22 protein-coding genes and 1 pseudogene are annotated in these 22,884 nt (G+C 67.3%); 13 read left to right on the top strand and 10 right to left on the bottom strand.

All coding sequences use genetic code 11. The features are described 5' to 3' along the window. Positions 1-33: 33 nt before the first annotated feature. Positions 34-582: a DUF1415 domain-containing protein gene (locus tag OP498_RS12200; RefSeq protein WP_280547372.1), complete on the top strand. Its 549-nt coding sequence runs from the start codon at positions 34-36 to the stop codon at positions 580-582. Positions 583-599: 17 nt separating this feature from the next. On the opposite strand, the gene OP498_RS12195 is transcribed toward OP498_RS12200, so the two are convergent. Then, complete coding sequence (locus tag OP498_RS12195) at positions 600-1,499, bottom strand: aldo/keto reductase (RefSeq protein WP_280553705.1); 900 nt, start codon at positions 1,497-1,499, stop codon at positions 600-602. A gap of 275 nt (positions 1,500-1,774) precedes the next feature. Here OP498_RS12195 and OP498_RS12190 point away from each other — a divergent pair, with 275 nt between their 5' ends. The 4 genes from OP498_RS12190 (at position 1,775) to OP498_RS12175 (ending at position 4,172) form a co-directional block, all read left to right on the top strand. Further along, positions 1,775-2,077 (top strand): hypothetical protein, encoded by a 303-nt coding sequence (locus OP498_RS12190; RefSeq protein WP_280553704.1) that lies wholly within the window; start codon positions 1,775-1,777, stop codon positions 2,075-2,077. 253 nt (positions 2,078-2,330) lie between these two features. Further along, positions 2,331-2,936, top strand: a complete 606-nt coding sequence (gene wrbA / locus OP498_RS12185; RefSeq protein ID WP_280547369.1) for an NAD(P)H:quinone oxidoreductase — start codon at positions 2,331-2,333, stop codon at positions 2,934-2,936. Positions 2,937-3,039: 103 nt separating this feature from the next. After that, complete coding sequence (locus OP498_RS12180; protein WP_280547368.1) at positions 3,040-3,744, top strand: pirin family protein; 705 nt, start codon at positions 3,040-3,042, stop codon at positions 3,742-3,744. After that, on the top strand, positions 3,741-4,172 hold the full coding sequence (locus tag OP498_RS12175) for an OsmC family protein (RefSeq protein ID WP_280547367.1): 432 nt from the start codon (positions 3,741-3,743) through the stop codon (positions 4,170-4,172). Before OP498_RS12180 ends, OP498_RS12175 begins: the two co-directional genes overlap by 4 nt. Positions 4,173-4,292: 120 nt before the next feature. Here the strand turns inward: OP498_RS12175 and OP498_RS12170 are convergent, their stop codons facing one another. Beyond that, entirely contained in the window at positions 4,293-4,985 is a 693-nt protein-coding gene (locus OP498_RS12170; protein ID WP_280553703.1) for a type 1 glutamine amidotransferase, read from the bottom strand. Then, positions 4,982-5,977, bottom strand: a complete 996-nt coding sequence (locus OP498_RS12165; protein WP_280553702.1) for an amidoligase family protein — start codon at positions 5,975-5,977, stop codon at positions 4,982-4,984. Before OP498_RS12165 ends, OP498_RS12170 begins: the two co-directional genes overlap by 4 nt. 106 nt (positions 5,978-6,083) lie before the next feature. Between OP498_RS12165 and OP498_RS12160 the strand changes: the two genes are divergently transcribed. Next, the gene (locus OP498_RS12160; protein ID WP_280553701.1) at positions 6,084-8,441 is read left to right on the top strand and encodes a mechanosensitive ion channel family protein; all 2,358 of its coding nucleotides are present in this window, start codon (positions 6,084-6,086) and stop codon (positions 8,439-8,441) included. A 5-nt stretch (positions 8,442-8,446) separates the two neighbouring features. Further along, entirely contained in the window at positions 8,447-9,931 is a 1,485-nt protein-coding gene (locus OP498_RS12155) for a hypothetical protein (protein WP_280553700.1), read from the top strand. A gap of 99 nt (positions 9,932-10,030) precedes the next feature. Here the strand turns inward: OP498_RS12155 and merR are convergent, their stop codons facing one another. Then, positions 10,031-10,450, bottom strand: a complete 420-nt coding sequence (merR, locus tag OP498_RS12150; RefSeq protein ID WP_280553699.1) for an Hg(II)-responsive transcriptional regulator — start codon at positions 10,448-10,450, stop codon at positions 10,031-10,033. A 72-nt stretch (positions 10,451-10,522) separates the two neighbouring features. On the opposite strand from merR, the gene merF reads away from it, so the two are divergent. The 5 genes and pseudogenes from merF (at position 10,523) to OP498_RS12125 (ending at position 16,208) form a co-directional block, all read left to right on the top strand. Further along, positions 10,523-10,816 carry a mercury resistance system transport protein MerF gene (gene merF / locus OP498_RS12145; RefSeq protein ID WP_280553698.1) on the top strand — a complete coding sequence of 98 codons (294 nt, stop codon included), beginning with the start codon at positions 10,523-10,525 and terminating at the stop codon, positions 10,814-10,816. A 10-nt stretch (positions 10,817-10,826) separates the two neighbouring features. Further along, positions 10,827-12,215, top strand: a pseudogene (gene merA / locus OP498_RS12140) (mercury(II) reductase); the annotation flags it as partial. An 88-nt stretch (positions 12,216-12,303) separates the two neighbouring features. Further along, positions 12,304-12,972: a MerR family transcriptional regulator gene (locus tag OP498_RS12135; protein WP_280553696.1), complete on the top strand. Its 669-nt coding sequence runs from the start codon at positions 12,304-12,306 to the stop codon at positions 12,970-12,972. Between the two features lie 4 nt (positions 12,973-12,976). Next, on the top strand, positions 12,977-13,633 hold the full coding sequence (locus OP498_RS12130; RefSeq protein ID WP_280553695.1) for a cytochrome c biogenesis protein CcdA: 657 nt from the start codon (positions 12,977-12,979) through the stop codon (positions 13,631-13,633). A 130-nt stretch (positions 13,634-13,763) separates the two neighbouring features. Further along, entirely contained in the window at positions 13,764-16,208 is a 2,445-nt protein-coding gene (locus OP498_RS12125) for a cation-translocating P-type ATPase (RefSeq protein WP_280553694.1), read from the top strand. Between the two features lie 222 nt (positions 16,209-16,430). Here OP498_RS12125 and OP498_RS12120 read toward each other — a convergent pair whose 3' ends face one another. Next, positions 16,431-17,339: an AraC family transcriptional regulator gene (locus tag OP498_RS12120; protein WP_280553693.1), complete on the bottom strand. Its 909-nt coding sequence runs from the start codon at positions 17,337-17,339 to the stop codon at positions 16,431-16,433. A gap of 106 nt (positions 17,340-17,445) precedes the next feature. Here OP498_RS12120 and OP498_RS12115 point away from each other — a divergent pair, with 106 nt between their 5' ends. Next, positions 17,446-18,285: a cysteine hydrolase gene (locus OP498_RS12115; protein ID WP_280547352.1), complete on the top strand. Its 840-nt coding sequence runs from the start codon at positions 17,446-17,448 to the stop codon at positions 18,283-18,285. A 22-nt stretch (positions 18,286-18,307) separates the two neighbouring features. Here the strand turns inward: OP498_RS12115 and cdd are convergent, their stop codons facing one another. From cdd to deoC, 5 genes are read right to left on the bottom strand one after another with little or no spacing between them, the layout of a single operon-like run. Then, a complete protein-coding gene (cdd, locus tag OP498_RS12110) occupies positions 18,308-18,745 on the bottom strand; it encodes a cytidine deaminase (protein ID WP_280553692.1) in 438 nt (145 codons plus the stop codon). Further along, a complete protein-coding gene (gene deoD / locus OP498_RS12105; RefSeq protein WP_280553691.1) occupies positions 18,742-19,476 on the bottom strand; it encodes a purine-nucleoside phosphorylase in 735 nt (244 codons plus the stop codon). The genes cdd and deoD overlap by 4 nt, the downstream gene beginning before the upstream one ends. After that, positions 19,476-20,768, bottom strand: a complete 1,293-nt coding sequence (locus OP498_RS12100) for a phosphopentomutase (protein ID WP_280553690.1) — start codon at positions 20,766-20,768, stop codon at positions 19,476-19,478. Before OP498_RS12100 ends, deoD begins: the two co-directional genes overlap by 1 nt. Next, on the bottom strand, positions 20,765-22,093 hold the full coding sequence (gene deoA, locus OP498_RS12095) for a thymidine phosphorylase (RefSeq protein WP_280547346.1): 1,329 nt from the start codon (positions 22,091-22,093) through the stop codon (positions 20,765-20,767). The genes OP498_RS12100 and deoA overlap by 4 nt, the downstream gene beginning before the upstream one ends. Further along, complete coding sequence (gene deoC, locus OP498_RS12090; protein ID WP_280547345.1) at positions 22,093-22,869, bottom strand: deoxyribose-phosphate aldolase; 777 nt, start codon at positions 22,867-22,869, stop codon at positions 22,093-22,095. Before deoC ends, deoA begins: the two co-directional genes overlap by 1 nt. Positions 22,870-22,884 lie beyond the last annotated feature (15 nt).

Genomic DNA, 22,884 nt, shown 5'->3' with positions numbered 1-22,884 from the left:
CATGGCGGCCCCTTCCCTGCCTGGATGCCCGCCATGAACGCCTCTCGCCCCGATCCCCTCGCGGCCACCCGTGCCTGGGTGGAGACCTTCGTGGTCGCCCGCGACGTCTGTCCCTTCGCCGGCCGCGAGGTGGCCCGCGACAGCGTCCGCTACCTGGCGGTGCCGGCCCACGACCGCGAGGCGGCACTGCTGACGCTGTTTGATGCGTGTCGCCACCTGGACGAGACGCCCGAGGTGGAGACCACCCTGCTGGTGCTCACCGAGGGACTCGAGGCCTTCGACGACTACCTGGACCTGCTGGACGTCGCCGAGGCGCTACTGGCCGAGCAGGGCTACGAGGGTACCTACCAGCTGGCGAGCTTTCACCCGGACTACGTCTTCGCGGACGCCGAGCCGGAGGACCCCGCCAACTTCACCAACCGTTCACCCTTCCCGATGTGGCACCTGCTGCGCGAGGCGGGGCTGGAACGGGCCCTGGCTCATCACGCGGACCCGGCGGGCATTCCCGAGCGCAATATCGCGGTGATGCGCGAGCTGGGCCACGAGGTGCTCTCCGAGGCGCTGGCCAGGCTGCGCGGCTAGGTTGCAGGGCCGAGAGCCTAGACGATATCCAGCCGGGTCTTGCGCCTCGGTGCCGGGAAGGTGGCGTCGAGGCGGGCCAGGCTCTCGGCATCCAGCTTGACCGTCAGCGCGGCGGCGTTCTGTTCCACGTGCGCCAGGTGGGTGGCCTTGGGAATGGCGATCACGTCGCGTCCGACATCGCCTGCCTTGTCGTTGCTGGGGCGAATTGCCCAGGCCAGCAGCAGCTGGGCCGGGGTGATGCCGTGCGCCGCGGCAATGTCCGTCACCTCCGGATGAGTGAGCAGGTCGCGGCGTAGACTGCCGGCCTGGGCCAGCGGGCAGTAGGCCATGGTGGGGATGCCCTGCGCGCGCTGCCAGGGCAGCAGCGAGTGCTCGATGCCCCGCGAGCCCAGGTGGTAGAGCACCTGGTTCACCGCGCAGGCCGCGCCGCCGGGCAGGGCGGTCAGCGCCGCCATCTCGTCCACGTCGAAGTTGGAGACCCCGAAGCGGCGGATCTTGCCCGCCTCGCGCAGCCGCTCGAAGGCTTCCAGGGTCTCCGCAAGCGGCACGCTGCCCGGCCAGTGCAGCAGGTAGAGGTCGAGGTGGTCGGTACCGAGACGCCTGAGGCTCGCCTCGCAGGCAGCGATGGCGCTGTCGCGCCCGGCGTTCCAGGGGTAGACCTTGGAGACCAGGAAGGCCTCATCGCGACGATCCGCAAGCGCCTCGCCCACCACCTCCTCGGCGCCGCCATCGCCGTACATCTCGGCAGTGTCGATCAGGGTGAGTCCGTGGGCCAGGCCATGCTGCAGGGCGCGTACCTCGTCGCGGCGAGGGGCCAGCCCCTCGCCCAAGTACCAGGTGCCCTGGCCGATGGCCGGCAGTTCGCGGGCCGCTTCACGGTCTGTGGCGGCGAGTCGCACGCTGGGCGATGTCGGCATGGGGTTCTCCCGTCTGAATAATTTTGGAAATATTTTTCAATTATTCTGGTCGTTGAGCTTCGCCGGTGCAATCGACCTCGGCAACCGCTGCAATTCGGCTCTGGTCGGCTCGAGTGTTCAGCTCCGCGGGGCTGTCGCGACCAAGACGTCAAAATAATCGATATTGTCGAATGATAAATGCGATACAAGTCTCTTTTGTTCGAAATGGTTGATCTATTAGCATGCTTGTCACCAGTCGAGAGCCTCTCTCTGAATCGAAGCAAAGGAAACACATCATGAAACTCAAGCCGATCCTTTCAGCCCTGATGATCGCCGCGATCCCGGTGGCCGCACAGGCCGGGCAGGCATCCGTGCTCACCCTGCAGTTGAACGAACCACTGTCCACTTCCCGCCAGGCAACACGCCAGGGTAACGAAGCGCATGTCCCGATGATGGATATTTCCGGCGCTATCGGGAATGACGGAAACAGCACTGCCCTGGCGAAAGCCCGCGCTACCCTGAACGCGAAAGACCATCACACACAAGCCATCGAATTGGCTGGCGGCCCGCTGACCCCGGCCCGAAAAGCGACCAAATAAGAGCGACATCCTAGCCTAGCCAGAATTGCTGCAAGGAGTTGATCGACGTATTCGTTCAGTTGGTATCAGCAATTCTCCAGGTCTCATGCCAGGCTAGTGCTACGGTGCCTTTGCTGGGCGCTCGTAGAGAAGACTGGCATCAGGATTAGCCTCACGGACTCACCGGAGACGCCCCATGGCATCGCTGACCGAGGCAATTGCCCGTTTGTTTGGAAGACCGAAAGCCCGCAGCACCACCCAGGAGGTACAACCCATGACCAAGGTACTGGTTCTCTATTACTCCATGTACGGCCATATCGAGACGATGGCGAACAATATTGCCGACGGTGCACGCCAGGTGGACGGCGTCGAGGTGACGGTGAAGCGCGTACCGGAAACCATGGACCCGGAAGCGCTGAAGGCCGCCGGTGGCAAGTCCGACCATCAGGCCCCGGAGGCCTCTCCCAAGGAGCTGGCCGACTACGATGCGATCATCTTCGGCACGCCAACGCGTTTCGGTAACATGGCCGGCCAGATGCGCACCTTCCTCGATCAGACCGGGGGTCTATGGGCCAATGGAGGCCTGGTGGGCAAGGTGGCCAGTGTCTTCACCTCCACCGGTACTGGAGGGGGCGAGGAAATGACCATTACCTCGACCTGGACCACCCTGGCGCACCACGGGATGATCATCGTGCCGATCGGCTATGCCACCCCGGAGCTGTTCGATATTTCCCAGGTCGGCGGCGGCACCCCCTATGGGGCATCCACCATCGCTGGAGGTGATGGCTCTCGCCAGCCCGATGATCGTGAGCTGACCATTGCCCGCTTCCAGGGCGAGACCGTGGCCAAGGTGGCAGCGCGACTCAAGGCCAACGATTGACGCTCAGTATCATCTCCCGATAAGCCCCTAAAACAACGAGTCGGCAAGGTCCTGGTCAAGGTGGGGCCTTGCCGATTTTTTATGAACATTGACCCATCCACCAATGAGCGAGTTGTCTCGTAGTGACAGGACGTATCCCGCTCTCAGGAAAGGAGGAACATACTCGTTCGCCAACTACTTCGACCCCGACCATATGGGGTTCAGGAGGCTTCGTGTCATCAATGAAGACCGCGTCCAGGGTGGTGCGGGCTTTGGTACCCATCCGCATCGGAATATGGAGATCATCTCCTATGTCCTGTCGGGCACCATGGCCCACAAGGACAGCATGGGGAACGGGGCGGTCATGCGCCCTGGCGATGTACAGCGCATGTCGGCCGGCACAGGTGTGCTGCACAGCGAATTCAATCACTCCTCCAGCGAGGAACTCCACTTCCTGCAGATCTGGATCGAGCCGCAGCAACACGGCATCGCCCCCAGTTACCAACAGAAGGCCTTTCCTGCGCAGGAACGACAGGGACAGTGGCGCCTGGTCGTCTCCCAGGAGGGGCGTGACGGCGCTGTCAGCGTGAACCAGGACGTCAACCTCTATGCAGGGCTGTTCGATGCCGGTGAACAGGCGAAGACGCCGACCCTCCGCCATGCCTGGCTGCAGATGGCACGGGGAGAGGCGAAGGTCAACGGCCATCGGATGGGCGATTCGCCCCCGGTATGTGGGCAGCGATTCCCTTGCACCAGGAGGGGGGCATCCCCATGGTGTATGGTGAAAAGGCAACGCTTTACCCCTGATAACGAGAAGGAGTCGACATGAGCATCAAGAAATCCGGCAGCGCCGTCTGGCAGGGCGGCCTCAAGGACGGCAAGGGGACGGTGTCCACCCAGAGCGGCGTGATCCAGGACATTCCCTACAGCTTCGCCAAGCGCTTCGAGGGCGAGGCGGGCTCCAACCCCGAGGAGCTGATCGGCGCCGCCCATGCCAGCTGCTACTCCATGGCCCTGTCACTGATCCTGGGCGAGGCCGGCCTGACCGCCGAGCGCATCGCCACCGAGGCCAAGGTGGCCCTGGAGGAGGTCGAGGGCGGTTTCGCCATCACCGCCATCCACCTCGACACCGTGGCGAAGATCCCCGGTGCCGACGAGGCGGCCTTCCAGGACGCGGCCGACAAGGCCAAGGAGGGGTGCCCCGTCTCCAAGCTGTTCAACGCCGAGATCAGCCTGTCGGCGAAACTGGAAGGCTGAAACCGGCCCCGGCCTGATCGGCCGGACCGGGCAGCATCGCGCCGGGGCCACCATAGGGTGGCCCCGGCGTCTTGTGTCGGGTGTCGCTCTTGTCCCGGGCGCTGCACTTGTCCCGGGGAGCTAAGGTGCGGGCGAAGCGATGCCGCGCTGGGCGGCCTCCACCAGGGCGCGGATCAGCCGCTGCTGGGGACGGTTGAAGATCAGCCATTCGGGGTGCCACTGCACGCCGATCAGGAAATCGTGCTCGCGGGACTCGATGCCCTGCACCAGGCCATGGCGGTCCCGGGCGACGATCTCGATGCCCTTTCCCGTCCGGTGCACCGCCTGATGGTGCAGGCTGTTGATGCGACACCAGGTGACCTCGAGGATCCGGTAGAGCTGGCTGTCGGCGACGATGTCCACGGTCTTGCGCGGCAGCACGGTACGGCGGCGCTTGAGCCCCTCGTGGGTGGTATAGATGTCCGGGTCCAGGGTGCCGCCCTGGTAGACGTTGATCAGTTGGGCGCCGCGGCAGATGCCCAGCACCGGCTTGCCCAGGGGAATGAAGCATTCCAGCAGCTCGAGCTCGAGTTCGTCGCGCTGCGGGTCGACGCGGACGTCCAGGCGCATCTCGTCGCCGTATAGGTGGGCCTGGATGTCGTCGCCGCCGCCGATGATCAGGCCATCGAGTGCCTCGGGGAAAGGGCGCGAGGGCGACAGCCGCCGCGGTCGGCCGCCGTGGCGCCATACGGCAAACCAGTCGAACCACCAGGCAATCCGGCTCTTGGCGTCGGAGGTGGTAATACCGATCAGTGGACGCGTCGCGCGGCTCATTGGCGAGATACCCAGCGGCGCAGGCGGGTCAGCCAGCGGCGCGGTGCCGAGGGTCGGTGGCGGGCGAGAAACTGCGCGCTGCGCTCGGCCAGGGTCTCCGGGGTGGTGGCCAGGCGCTCGACCTCCAGCCAGCGGTTCCACTCCGTCACTGCCCCCCAGCCGGGTTCCGAGAGCTGGGCATTGGGCAGGCGGTAGTGGAAGGTCGGTCGTGCCTTGACCAGCTTGTTGCTCAGCAGCGCATGGCTATGGTCGGGGCGCAGATAGGCGAACAACGGAAAGAGATCCAGCTCGCGATTGCGGGTCGGGTTGTCGGCCAGGTAGTCGTCGAGCAAGGTGTCGAGGTCCGGATCATAGTCCGGGTCGAGCACCCTGAGCGCATAGGCCCGGGGAAAGGGGTTGGCATGGGGCAGCACCTCGCGGGTGATATCCACGTGGATCTGCTCGCGTAGCCAGGCGGCACTCAGCAGGTAGGCGCGCAGGTAGGCCAGCAGGCTCTCGGCCTCGAGGCTTGGTACCTCGGGATTGAGGTGCAGGCCGAAGCCGTAGAGCAGGCTGGCCTCGGTGCCCTTGGCCCCGTGGGTGCGCAGCGCCTCGAAGAGGGCGTCGAGCTCCTCCAGCTCGTCCCAGGGCACCGGCGGGCAGACGATCTCGGTGGGCACCAGGCCGGTGACCACGTCGCCGATCAGCTCGCGGGTCCGGGCGTGGAAGTCCAGGCGCATGCGCTCCCATTCGCTGTCGCCGGCGGCCTCGGCATCCACCACGGTCTGGTCTGGGTGGGCGTACTGGGTGTCCAGCTCGATGCCGAATTCGCCCCAGCGGCTCCCGGCGACCTTGAGGCGGTGGGGGCTGAGCACCTCGACCTCGCCGCCGAACAGCTCGCGCACCAGCTCGGCCGTTTCCCGTGGCGGCAGGCCGGCGAACTCGATCTCGACGCCGACGCGACGCGTCTCGCCGTCGGCATTGCGGGCTTCGGGTGGCGGTTGCGGCGTCATGTCGGCATCCTGTAGGCATGTTGTCGGCAGCCTATCACACTGCTTCGGGAATCTTGGATGCGGTACGCCCGCCCTCCGTACGCCAGAGAAACGAGAGACCAGGGAGATGAAATGCCAGGGAGTCGAGAGAGGGGGAGTCGCGAGAGTGCCTGAAGCGAACCGCCTGTTCGTTGTCGTTCGCGGCCTGCTGTTGTGGCTGCTACTGACGCTGCTGCTGTCGACGGCGGCCTCGGCCCAGCCGCTGCCCCTGTCCGGCCTGACGCCGGGGAGCGGCGATGAGCCGGCCGCCCACGATCCCCAGGCCTTCCAGGCCTCGCTGGACGAGGTGATCGCCACCCTCGAGGATGCCGACCAGCGCCAGGCGCTGCTGGAGAACCTGCGCCAGCTGCAGCAGGCCCACGACCCGGCCGCCGAAGAGACCGGCATCACCCGTCCCCAGGGGCTGCTCGGTGCCCTGGCGGAGACCATCAGCGACCTCGGCGCACAGGCCGAGGCCGGCCGGTCGCCGGTGGACGAGTGGCGGCGCCAGCTGCGGCAGGGTGGGTCCGACCTGGTGGCCCTGGTGGTGCAGACCGGCAACGCCGAGCTGCTGCGCTTCGTCATCGAGCTGACCGTGCTGCTGGTGATCTGGGCCGGGCTGCTGGTGATCCTGATCGCCCTGGGGCGGCTGCTGGCCCGGCGTCGGGGCTGGCCCCTGGACCTGCCCCGCGAGCCCCGGGCCTGGCTGCTGGTGGTGCATTTCTTGCGCCGCATGCTGCCTTGGGCGCTGGCCTTTGCGCTGGTGCTGGGCATCGCCCAGCTGGTGCCGGAGAGTTCGGGGCGCACCGCGACCCTGGTGATCGCCTATGTGGCGCTGTGCGGGCGCACCCTGTCGGTGGTGGTGGAGACGGTGATCTCGGTCTTCACCAGCGGCCATCGCTTCATCGCCGTGCAGATCCTGCAGCAGCAGAGCCTGAGGCCGCTGTTCGTCATCGGCGCGCTGATCGCGCTGGGTGATGCCTTCAACTCCACTCGTCTCTCGGGGATCATGGGTAGCGACCTGGCGAGCCTGATGTCGGTGCTATCCAATGTGGTGGCGGCGATGATCAGCGGGCGCTTCATCTTGCGCTTCAAGCGTCCGATCAAGCACCTGATCCGCAACCGCCCCTATTCCGTGCGGCGCGACAGGGGCAGCGCCTCCGAGGTGGTCCGGCTGATGGGCGGCCTGTGGCACGTGCCGGCCCTGCTGCTGGTGGGGGGCTCGCTGCTGGCGATCTTCATCACCGTGGGCGACGTGGGCACGGCGCTGGCCCGCTCGATCATCTCGGCGTCGCTGCTGGTGCTGACCCTGGTGGTCACCGGCCTGATCCGCCGGCACGGCGAGGGTCGCTCGAAGCGCCGCCGGCTGAGCGACTACCGCAGGCGCCTGGAACGCTTCGGCTATGCCTTGGCCCATGTGCTCGCCTGGATCGCCTTCGCCGAGCTCTCGCTGCAGGTGTGGGGAGGCTCGCTGATCGGCATCGGCCAGCAGGGGGTGGCCAGCGTACGCATCGGACAGGCCCTGCTGGCCATCGGCTTCACCGTGTTGCTGGCCTGGCTGATCTGGATCTTCGCCGACACCGCCATCCAGCGCGCCCTGACCAGCCCGGCGCGAGCCCGCGGGCGGCGGGTCAACCTGGCTCGGGCGCAGACCATCACGCCGATGATTCGCAACATCATCTTCGCCACCATCGTGATCATCGCCTCTATCGTCGGCCTGGCCAACCTCGGGGTGAACGTCACCCCGCTGCTGGCCGGTGCCGGGGTGATCGGCCTGGCCGTCGGTTTCGGCGCCCAGACCCTGGTGCAGGACCTGATCACCGGCATCTTCATCCTCATCGAGGATTCGCTGGCGGTGGATGACTTCGTCAAGATCAACGGTCACATGGGCACCGTCGAGGGGCTGACCCTGCGCACCGTGCGCCTGCGTGACCTGGACGGCATCGTCCATATCATCACCTTCAGCCGCATCGATTCCATCCACAACATGTCGCGCCAGTTCGGCGTCGCCCTGATGCGGGTCCGCATCCCCTTCGACATGAAGATCGACGATGCCACCACCCTGATGCAGGAGACCGCCCAGGCACTGCGCCAGGATCCCATGATGCGCCACTACATCTGGTCGCCGCTGGAGATGCAGGGCATCGACAGTTTCGAGGACGGTTGCGCCATCCTGCGCATGCGTTTCCGGACCGCCCCGGAGATGCAGTGGGATGTGGCGCGGGCCTTCAACCTGCTGCTCAAGCAGCGCATGGAGACGCAGTCCGTCGACCTCGGCGTGCCGCGGCTCAGCGTGAGCATGGAAGGGCGTGGCGGGGGCCGCCTGGACGGGACCGGTGAAGGCGCCGAGGCCCGCGACGCCAGCGGCCGGCGGCCCGGCGAGGCGGGGGTCGCCGACCCTGCCGGCGACACCAGTGCCCGGGGCGGCGCCCCGGACCCCGGCTAGTCCGGATGGCGACCCACCAGATCACGGTCGAGCGCCTGGATGGCCTGCACCTCAAGGTCTCCCGCCTGCTCCGCGAGGAGACCTCCCACCGGCTGGATGTCTTCCTCTTCGTGCCCGCCGAGCTGGGCCTCACCCCCCATGTGCTCTCGGAGGAGGCGTTCTACCATGGCGCCATCCACGTCAAGCGCACCTACTACAGCGACCGCCACCGGCTGCCGCTGGTGATGAGCCGCCTGGCGGGCAAGCGGCTCGACGCCGACCAGTACCGTCTGGGGCTGAGCCTCTATGCCTACCAGTACGTGGTGGCCCTGGAGCGCTCCACCCAGGCGCTGCTGGAGCTGTCGCGTCGTGCACGAAGGGCAGAGAAGCGCGGTGACGACAAGCCCGCGAAGGACCCGGCGCCCACCCGGAACAGCACGGCGCAGGACGATGACGAGGCCGACCGGCTGCGTATCCAGCTCGAGGAGGCTGCCGACCTGGCCCGGGGCATTCTCAGGCGGCTGCGCCGCCAGGAACCCAACGACGAGAGCCTGCACCGCTACTACGCCAACATCGACAACTACCTCTCCTGGTTCACCGAGCAGAACTTGCTGGCGCTGGTCGCCCACCTGCCGCGGGGCAGCGGCTACCGGGCGATCCGCGAGCGCTTGCTGGCGATCTGCCGTGACGAGGTCGAGCATCGCCGGGCCCGGGAGTACAACTCCGAGCGGGTCACCCGCGACCCTACCCGGATGTCCAACAAGATGCGCCTGCTGAGGCGGCTGATCGAGTATCCGGTGACCCTCAAGCAGCGCAGCCAGGAGCTCGGCGGCGGCGAGCAGAAGGCGGTGAAGGCCTTCGCCACGGCGGTCGTGATGGTGTTCGTCTCCCTGGGCCTGCTGCAGGCCCGGGCGGCCCTGGGCGATCTCACCGCGCTGTTCGTGCTGACCTTGGCGGTGATCTATGCGCTGCGCGAAGTGTTCAAGGACGACCTGCGCATCACCCTGTGGCGCTGGCTGCGCCGGGGCCGTCCCAAGTGGCGGCGCCAGTACCTGGACCCGACCAGCAATGCCGTCCTGGGTCGCCAGCTCGAGTGGTTCGACTACCAGCGCTATGCCTGGCTCGACGAGCAGATCCGTCGGGTGCGCAAGCGCAACCTGGCCCAGCGCGAGGAGGTGGTGCTGCATTACCGCTCCAGCTCGCGCATGTCGCCCACCCGCTTCCTCAGCGGCTATGACCGCACCCGCGAGACCCTGACCCTGGACCTCTCGTCGCTGGCGCGGCTGATGGACAAGGGCAGCCACCATGTCTATCGGCTGGAGGAGAAGGGGCAGGTGGTCCGCGAGCCGGTGGAGAAGCGCCACCTGATCAACCTGGTGATCCGCGAGGTGGAGAGCGACGGCGCGCCGCTGCTGCAGCGCTGGAAGATCGTCATGAGCCGCTCGCGGATCGTCGACGTGGAGCTGGTTCATGAGGAGGGGCCGGGGCACGAGGCCACGTCGGGGGGCTGAGCCGCCGCACATTGAGGCCGGATCCATTCCTCCGTCAGCCCGCTTCATGAATCAATCGGGGGATTGTACAGAAAATCCCAGATCACTTTATCGACGGTGTCAGGCCTTCCCTATCCCTACATGCAATGACGCAATCAGCGGGCAGGTGACTTTGCCCTGTTGGGCGTGGCATCGGGCCACCATGTCACTCAAGGCCTTCTCGATCTGCTGCAGCCTGTCGAGCTTTTCACGCACGTCCCGCAACTTATGCTCGGCGAGTTCGCTGGCTTCCTGGCAGTGGGTGCCATCTTCCAGCCGGAGCAGGTTACCGACCTCGTCGAGGCTGAAGCCCAGCTGCTGTGCCGTCTTCACGAACGTCAGCCTGTCGATATCGGCGGCGCCATAGCGTCGAATGCCCCCCGGAGGTCGTTCGGGCTCCGTCAACAAGCCGCGCCGCTGGTAATAGCGAATGGTTTCCACATGAACGCCCGCTGCCTTCGCCAGGCCACCAATGGTCAACATGTCCAATTTGTTCAGCATGCGCCTTGACTCCGTAGTTGACTACGGAAGTAACCTTATCCCAACCAACATGGCATATGGAAGGGAGACGGCATGACGATATCGAAATCGGGACGTGGTCCCGTGGCTGCCGGTAGGGACAAGGTGCTGCTGCGTGTGGGCGTGGCCGGCACCGTGCTGGTAGCGCTGTGCTGCTTTACGCCGATCCTGGTGATTCTGCTCGTCTCCGTCGGCTTGGCGGGACTGACCGGCTATCTGGACGTCGTGCTGCTTCCCGCCCTGGCCTTCTTCATCGGCCTGACCGCCTATGCGCTGTGGCGCAAGAAACAAACCGACGCCTGCTGTCGCAGTACGTCCAGAGGTTCAAGGAGCTCCCCGAATGAGTGATGACAAGACCCTGCATATCGCCGTGATCGGCAGCGGCGGAGCGGCCATGGCCGCTGCCCTCAAGGCCGTCGAGCGCGGCGCTCGGGTCACCTTGATCGAACGCGGCACCCTGGGGGGGACCTGCGTGAACATCGGCTGCGTGCCCTCGAAGATCCTGATCCGCGCCGCCCATGTCGCCCATCTGCGCCGGGAAAGTCCCTTCGACACGGGATTGAGCGCCCAGGCGCCGGTGGTGGACCGGGCGAAGCTGCTCGCGCAGCAGCAGGGGCGTGTCGAGGAACTGCGTGACGCCAAGTACGCGAGCATTCTGCGCGACCACCCGGCGATCACGGTGCTCAGCGGTGAGGCGCGTTTCCTCGATGCCCACCGCCTGGCGGTCACGCTGAACGACGGCGGTGAGCGCATCATCGACTTCGATCGTGCCTTCATCGGCACCGGTGCTCGCCCGGCTGAGCCGCCGGTGCCAGGGCTTGCCAACACGCCCTACCTGACCTCCACCAGCGCCCTGGGACTCGACACCATCCCTGAACGACTGATCGTGCTCGGCGCCGGCCTCGTCGCCCTGGAGCTGGCCCAGGCCTTCGCTCGGCTGGGCAGTCGGGTCACCGTGCTGGCCCGCAGCCGCCTGCTCTCCGCCGAGGACCCTGCCATCGGCGAGGCCGTCGAGACAGCGTTCAGGCGCGAGGGTATCGAGGTTCTCAAGCAAACCCAGTCCGGCCGTATTGACCACGTCGACGGCGAGTTCGTACTGGAGACTAACGCTGGCACCCTGAGGGCGGACCAGTTGCTGGTTGCCACCGGCCGCACCCCCAACACCGAGTCTCTGAATCTGGAGAGCATCGGCGTGACAACCGCACAGGGGGCAATTCGGGTGGATGATCGCCTGCGCACGACGGTGCCGGACATCTATGCCGCCGGTGACTGCACCGAGTTGCCCGAGTTCGTCTATGTCGCCGCCGCCGGGGGGAGCCGGGCCGCCGTCAACATGACCGGGGGCAAGGCTACCCTGGACCTCAGCGCCATGCCGGCGGTGATCTTCACCGATCCCCAGGTCGCCACCGTCGGCCTGACGGAAGCCGAGGCGCTCGAGCAAGGCTTTAGCGTCGATACCCGCGTGCTCGACCTGGAGAACGTGCCGAGAGCGCTGGTGAACTTCGACACCCTGGGGTTCATCAAGATGGTCGCTCAACGTGATACCGGGCGCTTGCTGGGCGTGCAGGCGGTGGCAGGAGAAGCCGGCGAGCTGATCCAGGCGGCGGCGCTGGCATTGCGGGCGCGCATGACAGTCGAGGAGATCGGCGACGAGCTGTTTCCCTACCTGACCATGGTGGAAGGCCTCAAGCTCTGTGCGCAGACCTTCACCAAGGATGTGACGCAGTTGTCCTGTTGTGCTGGATAAGCGACAGCGTAGCCGACATGACTGCGCCCTTGACCCCGTACCATGGTACGGCCGGTAAGTTGTTCTCGGACACTGCGTGAGGGCTGCCATGAGTGACATGACCATCGGCAAAGTGGCCGAAGCAGTGGGCGTCGGGGTCGAGACGATCCGGTTCTATGAGCGACGTAGGCTCATCGAACAGCCAGCTCGTCCGTGGGGTGGAGGATATCGCGTCTATTCGGATGAGACGGTGCAGCGAGTGCAGTTCATTCGCCGCGCCCAGGAGCTCGGGTTCTCCCTACGCGAGATCGCCGAGCTGCTCTCGCTGCGTACCGACCACGATACCGATGCCAGAGAGGTTTGGCAGCGCGCCACCGCCAAACTCCAGGATGTGGATCGTAAGATCGAGCGGCTCCAGCATATCCGCCGAGGGCTGATGACGCTGCTCGACCGTTGCCCCGGAGAAGGGCCATTGCGGTGCTGCTCCATCATCGACGCCCTGGAGCATGACACGGGGCCAAACGACGAGACAGCCAAGCGAAAGGAGCCTGACATGCAAACCGTAAGACTCACGATCAAGGGCATGCACTGCAACGGCTGTGCAGAGATTGTCCGCCATGTTCTCGAACAGCAGCCGGGCGTCAAGGGGTGCTCGGTCTCTCATGAGAACGGCGAGGCCAAGGTGGCTGTCGACACCAGTCAGATTTCCGCTGAGCGGCTCGCCGAGACGGTACAGGATGCCGGGTATTCGGCAAGCCTGGTGACAGAGGCAGACTAGCGTCTTGGAGTTTTCAACGGCCTTGCCGCTGGCCGCCGGACTCGGGTTGCTGGGCTTCGTCGAGCCCTGTTCGGTCGGTAGCCACCTGCTGTTTATCCGCCATCTCGAACGGCTGCCTCGCCGGATGCGGGCCGTCCAGACGCTGCTGTTCACCTTGACCCGGGCCGTGCTGATGGCCGGGCTCGGGGTGCTCGCGGCACTGATCGGCAGCGTTTTCACGGGGCTTCAGCACGCTATCTGGGCCCTGCTGGGGAGCCTCTATGCGGGCGTGGGACTGTTGTACCTCGGTGGAGGCGCGCCCTGGCTCCTGGCCCGCGTGAACCGCCTACTGCCACACCTCTCCGGCACCCCGGGCAGCCTGGGGCTGGGCGTGCTGTTCGGCTTGAATGTGCCGGCCTGTGCCGCCCCTCTGCTGGCGGTGCTGCTTGGTGATACGGCCGCACGAGCCGCGGCCGGTGGGGGCATCATCTTCGGCGCCGTCACGCTTCTGGTGTTCGGTCTGACACTCTCCAGCCCCCTGGTGCTGGCTGTCTATACCGCCCGTGGCCGGCGTTGGCTCGAGGCCATCGCACGACTCGCCGGCCGCATGCCGCGCTGGACGGGTGCCGTACTGGTGGGGCTGGGAGCCTGGACACTGTGGCTGGCCTTCTCCTCGACGTGAAGGCATGACCGGCTCCCCTCTTCTAGACCTTCATACCATCCTGCCTTGATCCTCGCCGACGCTTGACCCCGTAGCAATGTACGGCCCCTATCCTCGACGCATGAGCCCATTTACATCAAGGGGACAGGCCATGAATACGAAAGCGACAGCCGCAGCCGCACCGGAGGAAGGCCTCCACCCATGGAGCCTGGAAGCCACCGGGGAGCCGGAGATCCAGCGGGTGCGGGCGCATATCGGCGGGCTGCACTGCTCGCTGTGCACCGGGACCATCGAGCGCGCCCTGGGACAGAAGCCGGGCGTACGCCGCGTGGCTGTCAGTCTCACCCACGAACAGGCCCTGGTGGAATACGACACGCGCGAGACTAGCGCCGAGACGCTGATGGGCACCCTGCAGGCCATTGGCTACACCCTCAGCGATCCTCGCAAGATCGAACCCTACGCCAACCAGGAGCGCGAGTTGGCTCGTGAGCGCAACCGCTTCCTGGTGGCGCTGGGCGCCAGCCTGGCGGCAGTGGGGCTGATCGTCGATCCCACCTCGCCCTGGACCCTGGGGCTCTCCACCTTGGTCTACGTCAGCCTGGTGATCTTCGGCTATGCCGTGCTTCGCGGCCAGGGCACCCGAGCCGCCTTGAGCGGTAGCGCCCTGTTGGCCCTGGGTGGGTTGGTCCTGTTCGGGCTACGCGCCGGAAGCCTGTTGGCGGGCCACGAGGCGCTCCTGGTCGCGGTCCTGGCGCTCGCCATGGTGTTCGGTATCGCCCGGCAGATGCTGGTCATGGCCTATCAGGCGCTGCGCCGTGGCATTCTCAACCAACACGTACTCGTGGAAATCGGTGCCTTCGCGGGCCTGGTCGGCGGTGGCATCGGCCTGGTGCTGCGGCCCGACGGCTACCCCACCGCCGCCTTCTTCGCCGTCTCGGTCATGGTGCTGACCTATCATCTCTTCTCCGAGTGGCTCTCGCTGATCGTCAAGACCCGCAGCTCCCAGTCGGTCCGCCGCCTGTTGGATCTGCAGCCGGAGACTGCCCACGTTCTCGACGAGGGCGGCGAACGGGACCTGCCGGTGGCGCAGGTGGAAACCGGTATGCGGGTGCGTATTCGCCCCGGCGAGCGTATCCCGGTGGACGGCGAGGTCACCGAGGGCGACTCGGCCGTGGATCAGTCCCTGGTCACCGGTGAACCCCTGCCGATTGAGAAAGGAGTAGGCGATTCGGTGGTCGGCGGCGCCATCAATGGCAGCGGCACGCTGGTGGTGCGGGTGACGGCCACCGGCGAGTCGAGCTTTCTGCACCAGGTGGTCCGCAGTCTGGAGGATGCCCGGGCGCTCAAACCGGGCCTGTTGCATCTGGTGGACCGGGTGCTGCGGGTCTATACCCCTACGGTGCTGGTCGTCTCCGCGCTGGCCTTCGTGTTCTGGATGAGTGCGCCACTGCTGTGGGGAGCCGAGCCCGATCTGGAACGGGCCGTGTTTGCCGCTCTGACCGTGTTGGTGATGGGCTATCCCTGCGCGGTGGGCATCTCCGCCCCGCTCTCTATCGTGCGGGGCGCCGGCGAGGCGGCCGATCAGGGGGTGCTGATGCGCACCGGTGAGTCCTTTCAGGCCCTGCGGCGCGTCACCACCGTGGTGTTCGACAAGACTGGCACTCTCACCGAAGGCCGTCCCGCGGTACGCGAGGTCATCAGTGTCGATGGCGATGAAGGCACGCTGCTGTCGCTGGCTGCCGCGGTCGAGTCCGCCTCGGAGCATCCCCTGGGCCGTGCCGTGGTCGAAGCGGCTCTGTCACGGGACCTGGCAATCCCCGATGTCGCCGAGTTCCAGGCACACTCCGGCCGAGGCGTCACCGCCCGGGTGGACGACGAACCGGTGTCGGTCGGCAGTCCAGCCTTTCTCGCCGAACAGGGCATCGATCTGGCACCGGTGAGAAATGGCATCGAAAGCGCCGAGCATCAGGGCCAGACGGTCATCGTCATCGCCCGTGGCGAACAGCTACTCGGCGCTATCGCCCTGGGCGACGGCCTGCGGGCCGATGCCGCGGAGACCGTGCACCGGCTCCAATCCCTGGGCATCGATACTGCGTTGCTGACCGGCGACAACGAACGCACCGCCCGGCATATCGCCGGCCTGGTGGGCATCGACACCGTCCATGCCGGCGTACTGCCCGAGCAAAAGGCCGACGTGCTGCGGGAGATGCAGCACGGAGGGCGGGTGGCCATGGTCGGTGACGGCATCAACGACGCCCCGGCGCTGATGCAGGCCGACGTGGGCATCGCCATGGGCAGCGGCACCGATATCGCCATCGACGCCGCCGATATCATCATCCTCAACGCACGGGTGAGCAGCGTGGTGACCGCCTGGCGGATCAGCCACTGGGGGTATCGCAAGATGCTGCAGAACGTCGCGCTGGCGTTTCTGTTCAACGGCATCGGTATCCCCCTGGCGTCCACCGGCCTGATCTACCCGGTGTGGGCCATGGTGGCCATGGCCGCTAGTGTGACCGCCATCTTCGTCAATTCCCTGTGGCAGCGACCATCATTGCTGTTCGATGCCGTGGCCAGCGTGCGCTCGGATACGCCATGAAGGCATGGTCCTAGATTTCGCCCGGAAGCCCTCCAAGCGGGCGGGATGCCCTGCACGTCAGACTGCCGACCAATCCGCTGCTTTCGATCGCGGCCGCTGTGGTCATACTCGCCGTGATGACACTGCTGCCCTGGTACCTGAGCCGACGGCGACACTCCCGCCTGGCCCGCTGGCTGCATCTTGACGACGAGCCGCCCCGGGAAGTAGCCGGCAACCGGCGACTCAGCGGGTATCGTCACGTTGCTCGCGCCGGTAGTGCTCGGGGTCTTGCCCGAAGCGCGACTTGTAGGCGGCGCTGAACTGGCTCCGGCTTCGGTAGGCACAGCGCAGGGCCACCTGCTTGACCGGAAGTGATGAGTTAACCAGCAGGTCACGTGCCAGGCGCAGGCGCCGCTCGGCGAGGAAGCGCTGGGGCGGCTCCCCGTAGGCCTTCTTGAAGCGGGCGATGAAGGTCGTACGACTCATGTGGCTGAGTGCTGCCAACCCCTCGATGCCGATGCGACGCCCGAGGTCCTCGGTCATTGCCGAGACGGCCGCCCCCAGTGCCGGGTCCTGCAGCGCCAGCAGCCAGGCGGGATGCGTCGTGCCGGCCTCGAGCTCCCGAAGTAGTAGCACCAGGCACTGCTTCATCAGCGCGTCGATCATCGCCTGGCTGCCCAACGCCTGGGTGGACAGTTCCTCGAACAGCGATTCGAACAGTGGCGAGATGGCCGTGTTCCCCGAGGCGATCCGTACCGGCGCCTGCAGCCGGTCGAATGGTGAGCCAGCCAGCTCGGGCGTCCCGACATCGAGCATCCCGCAGAGGATCAATACCCCGGGCAGCCGGTCGTCACGCTGGCTGCGCAGCCACTCAAGGGTGCCACTGGCGGGCTCGCAGTGAGGCAGCTGGAAGGGGTCACCGGCCGTTTCACTGACGGTCAATCGCTGGTGCGGCGGACAGATCACCAGGCTGCCCGGCGCCAGCGGCAACGACCGATGGGAGCTGTCGCGCAGGCAGCCTTCCCCACGCAGCACGTAATGCAGCGAGACGCTTCCCAGCGGGGGCGTCTCCAGCGGCCAGCCGCGACGCACCTCGCAGACGGCGAAGGATCTCACCTCGATGGTCATGCGCTTGAGCAGCTGGTCGAGCATGCAGGCTCCGGATGGAAACGGATGAAATGGCACCCTTTGCGAACAATATCGCACCGGCATGGCGCTAGCCTGACATCGTACCGTCCACGCCTGAGAGGAATACACCATGTGCGATCACAAGGCTCATTCCGCGGCCACCGAGCCGACCTTCCACGTCGTCGACAAGGACCGCCGTCGCCTGCTCGCCGGCGGGCTGGCGGGCATCACTGCCGCCACCCTGGGTGGCCTGCCCAGCGCTGCCGAAGCGCATGCCGGCGATCCCTACGCTCCGCCCGAGAAGGCCGCCCTGCCGGCTGCCGGCTTCGAGCTCGACCTTGCGCGAGCCGCACTGGTGGTGACCGATCCACAGATCGACTTCCTGAGCCCTGACGGCGTCACCTGGGAAGTGGTCGGCGAGAGCGTCCGGGAACACGGGACCGTCGAGAACATTCGACGCCTGTTTGCCGCTGCCAAGCAGCGCGGCATCACCGTGGCCGTCTCACCCCACTACTACTACCCGCATGACCACCGCTGGCAGTTCAATGGCCCGCTGGAGAAGCTGATGCACAACATCGGCATGTTCGATCGCCCCGATACCCTGGCGGCACTCGAGCGCGACAGCGGAGCGGACTTCATGCCCGAGTACCGCGAGTTCATCGAGGATGGCAAGACCATCATCACCTCCCCCCACAAGATCTACGGTCCCGAGCAGAACGACCTGGTGCTGCAGCTGAGGAAACAGCGCGTCGACCAGGTCATCCTGGCCGGCATGTCAGCCAACCTGTGTGTCGAGGCCCACATGCGCGAGCTTCTGGAACAAGGCTTCGAGGTGGTGGTGGTGCGCGATGCCACGGCTGCCGCCAAGCTTCCAGAAGGTGACGGCTACCTCGCCGCCCTGACTAACTTCCGCTATATGGCCAATGCCCTGTGGAGTACCGAGGAGACCGTCGCACGACTACAGTCGTGACCGCCAAACCGGGGCCTGTGAACTAATCGTGCAGGGCCTCGTGGCTCAGGTTCTCGGGCCCGAAGGAGTCCGGCAGCAGCGCTTCCATGTCGTACTCCTTGAGCAGCCGGCCCTCGGCGTCCACCACCCGGATGCGGGTCTCGGGGGTGGCAAACTCGCGGATGCGCTGGCGGCAATCGCCGCAGGGCGTGCAGAGGTGCCGGCCGGGCCCGATCACCCAGACCTCGCGCAGCTGACGCTCGCCGGCGCTGGCCAGGGCGGCAATGGCCGAGGCCTCGGCGCAGATCCCCTTGTAGTGGGCCACCTCCACGTTGGCGCCGGCATAGCGCCTCCCGCTCTCGCCGATCACCAGCGCGCCGACCGGATGGCGCGAATAGGGCGCATAGGCGCTCTCGCGCACTGCGATCAGTGCCGCGACGATCTCCTGTGGAATGGCGTCAGGCGTCATGGGCTCGCTCATGCCTCGTCCTCCCGGGCCGCGTCGTCGCGCAGTACGCTCTCCAGGGCGATCTCCATCATCTCGTCGAAGGTGCTCTGGCGCTCGGCGCTGGAGAGCGAATCGCCCCTGAGGATATGGTCCGAGACGGTGCAGACGGTGGCGGCCCGGGCGCCGAACTCGGCGGCGACGCCGTAGAGGCCGGCGGCCTCCATCTCCACGCCGACGATGCCGTAGCGCCTGAGTAGCGCGGCGGTCTCGGGGCGAGGGTCGTAGAAGAGATCCGCCGAGAAGAGGTTGCCGACCTTCGTCGCCACGCCGAGGCCTTGGGCGGCGTCGGCCAGGGCGCGCGTCAGGGCGAAGTCGGCGGTGGCGGCGAAGTCCATGCCGCCGAACCGGGTGCGGTTGACCCCCGAGTCGGTGCAGGCGCCCAGGCCGATCACCACGTCGCGTACCGCCACGTCATCGCGCACCGCGCCGCAGGAGCCGACGCGGATCAGCGTGCTGACATCGTACTCGGTGATCAGCTCCTTGGCGTAGATGGAGACCGAGGGGATGCCCATGCCATGGCCCATCACCGAGATCGGCCGGCCCCTGTAGCGCCCGGTATAGCCGGCCATGCTGCGCACCGTGTTGACCTGGCGGACCTCGTCCAGGAAGGTCTCGGCGATGTAGCGGGCGCGCAGCGGGTCGCCGGGCATCAGCACGGTATCGGCGAAGTCGCCGCGTTCGGCGTTGATATGGGGGGTTGCCATCAGTGGCCTCCCGTAGCGTTGGATAGCGTGGTGGAAGACGAGGCGGGCGGCAGGAAGCTGGCACCGTCGTCCATGGGCGCGAGGCCCAGGTGCGTGGCCAGGCTCTGGCCGATGTCGGCGAAGGTCTCGCGGGCACCCAGCGAGCCCGGGGCGAGGCCCGCGCCCAGCGCCAGCACCGGGACGTGCTCGCGGGTATGGTCGGTGCCCCTCCAGGTGGGATCGCAGCCATGGTCGGCGGTGAGGACCAGCAGGTCATCGTCGCGGAGCCTGTCCAGCAGCTCGGGCAGTCGGGCGTCGAAGGCCTCCAGGGCCGCAGCATAACCTGGCACGTCGCGGCGGTGGCCGTGGACCATGTCGAAGTCGACGAAGTTGGTCATGATCAGGCTGTGCTCGCCGGTATCCATCAGGGCCTCGAGGGTCGCATCCATCAGGGCGTCGTGGCCGCTGGCCTTCACCGTGCGCGTGATGCCGCAGTGGGCGTAGATGTCGGCGATCTTGCCGATGGCCACCACCGTGCCAGCGTCGTCATGCAGCTTCTGGAGCACCGTGGGGGCGGGCGGCTCGACGCTGTAGTCGCGGCGGTTGGCGGTGCGCGTGAAGCCCGCGGTGGCGTCGCCCACGAAGGGGCGCGCGATCACCCGGCCGATGTTGTACGGCTCGAGCAGGCGGCGGGCAACTTCGCAGAGCGCGTAGAGCCGCTCCAGGCCGAAGGCCTCCTCGTGGGCGGCGATCTGGAACACCGAGTCCGCCGAGGTGTAGACGATGGGCTTGCCGCTCGCCACATGCGCCTCGCCGAGCCGGGCGATGATCTCGGTACCGGAGGCGTGGCAGTCGCCGAGCACCCCGGGCAGCTCCGCCTCCTGCACTAGCACTTCGAGCAGCTCGGCGGGAAAGCTGTTCTTTTCCTCGAGGAAGTAGCCCCAGTGTGAGCGCACCGGTACCCCGGCGATCTCCCAGTGGCCCGAGGGGGTGTCCTTGCCCGAGGAGACCTCGGCGGCGTGGCCCCAGGCGCCGGTGACCGCGTCGGGCACCGCGACGCCCTCGGCCCAGTGGCCGGTGCTGGCGTGGTGGGCATGGAAGAGGCCCAGCCGGGCCAGGTGGGGCAGGTGAAGCGGCCCTTGGCGGCCCGCGCTGGGGCCTGTTTCGGGGCCCCTTGGAAGGTCGCAGTCGCCACGGGCGCAGGCGGCGGCGATATGGCCCAGGGTGTCGGCACCGGCGTCACCGAAGCGGGCGGCGTCGGGCGCCGCCCCGATGCCGAAGGAGTCGAGCACGAGCACGATGGCGCGGGTCATGGGGCCTCCCGACGGATGACGTCATGGATCAGGGATGGGGGCGTGGCGGGGGCGTCGCCGATCTGGATGGCCTCGCGGAGCTGTTGGGCGGCCCGGTCGGCGTCCGCGGCGCTGGCGGCATGAACCAGCGCCAGCGGGCGCTCGGCGTCCACGGTTTCGCCCAGGGAGGCAATGTGCGAAAGCCCGACCGCGGGGTCGATGGCCTCGCCGGGGGCGCGACGGCCGCCGCCCAGGGCCACCACGGCCAGGCCCAGGGCGCGAGTATCCATGGCCTGGACCCGGCCCGGGTGCTCGGCATGTACCGCGCGGGTTACCGGCGCCTCGGGCAGGTGGTGGTCGGGGCGCTCGAGCAGGTCGCTGGGCCCGCCGAGGCCCGCCACCATGCGGGAGAAGCGCTCGGCGGCCGCCCCCGAGGCCAGCGCCTCGTCGAGCCGCGCCATGGCGGCGTCCCGGGAATCGGCCAGGCGGCCGGCCAGCAGCAGCTCGGTGGCCAGGTCGCGGGTCACCGCCAGCAGGCGGCCGTGGCGCTTTTCGCCGCCGAGCAGGCGCAGCGCCTCGCGCACCTCGAGCGCATTGCCGGCGCAGGGGGCCAGCGGCTGGCTCATGTCGGTGACCAGTGCCGTCGTGCGGGTCCCGGCCTGGCTGGCTACCTCGGCGATGGTTTGCGCCAACGCTCTGGCGGCTTCCTCTGTGGGCATGAAGGCCCCGCTGCCGCACTTGACGTCCATCACCAGGGCATCAAGGCCACAGGCCAGTTTCTTGCCGAGGATCGAGCTGACGATCAGCGGCAGCGACTCCACGGTGGCGGTGACGTCGCGCACCGCATAGAGTCGCCGGTCGGCCGGCGCCAGGTCGGCGGTCTGGCCGATGATCGCCACGCCCACCTCCTTGACCAGCCGGCGGAAGGTGGCGGTGTCCGGGGTGACCGAGTAGCCGGGGATCGCCTCGAGCTTGTCCAGGGTGCCGCCGGTGTGGCCCAGGCCGCGGCCGGAGACCATCGGCACGTGACCGCCGCAGGCGGCGATCCAGGGGCCGAGCACCAGCGAGACGAGGTCGCCCACGCCGCCGGTGGAGTGCTTGTCGAGCACCGGCCCGGGCAGGTCGAGGCCGGACCAGTCGAGCACCTCGCCGGAGTCGCGGATCGCCTCGGTCAATGCCACTGTCTCCTCGGCCTCCATGCCCCGCAGGAACACCGCCATGGCCAGGGCACCCACCTGGGCATCCGAGAGGCTGCCGTCGGCGATGCCGGCCACCAGCTGCCGGATCGCGTCGCGGCCCAGCACGCGGCCATCACGCTTGGCGCGGATCAGCTCCTGGGGCAGCATCAGTAGCCGTCCTCGGGGCCGGCGTTGCCCTCGAAGGCGCCCAGGGTGAGGAGCAGGTCGTCGAGCAGGCCTGAGGCGCCGAAGCGGAAGTGTGCCGGGGTGAGCCAGTTGGCGCCCATGATGCGCTCGGCGAGCTGCAGGTAGGCCTGGGCGTCCTCGGTGGTGCGCACGCCGCCGGCGGCCTTGAAGCCGACGTCCTCGCCGCTGTCGCGGATCACCTCGAGCAGGATTTCGGCGGCCTCCAGAGTAGCGTTGACGGAGACCTTGCCGGTGGAGGTCTTGAGGAAGTCGGCGCCGCCCTCCACGGCCAGTTCGGCGGCGCGGCGGATCAGGGCCGGGTCCTTCAGCTCGCCGGTCTCCAGGATTACCTTGAGGGTGGCGTCGCCGCAGGCGGCCTTGCACATCTCGACCAGCTTCTGGCCCACGGCCTCGTCGCCAGCCATCAGCGCGCGGTAGGGGAAGACCACGTCGACTTCGTCGGCGCCGGAGGCTACCGCCTCGCGGGTTGCCCGGGCAGCGCGCATGACGTCATCGCCGCCGTCGGGGAAGTTGGTGACGGTGGCGATCTTCACGTTGTCGTTCAGGCGGTGGGCAGTCAGCGCCCGGCGGGCCGGGACGATGAACTGCGGGTAGACGCAGATCGCCGCCGGGGCGCCCATCGGCGTCTTGGCCCGCTGGCACAGCGCCTCGATGGTGGCATCGGTGTCGTCGTCGTTGAGGCTGGTGAGGTCCATCAGCGACAGGGCTTGGCGGGCGGCGCGTTGCAGATCGGTCATGACATGGTCCTATAG

The organism is Halomonas sp. 25-S5, assembly GCF_029889845.1.
GTDB lineage: Bacteria > Pseudomonadota > Gammaproteobacteria > Pseudomonadales > Halomonadaceae > Halomonas.
Note: the sequence above shows the minus strand (reverse complement) of the source record. Positions and strands in the feature narration are given on the sequence as shown.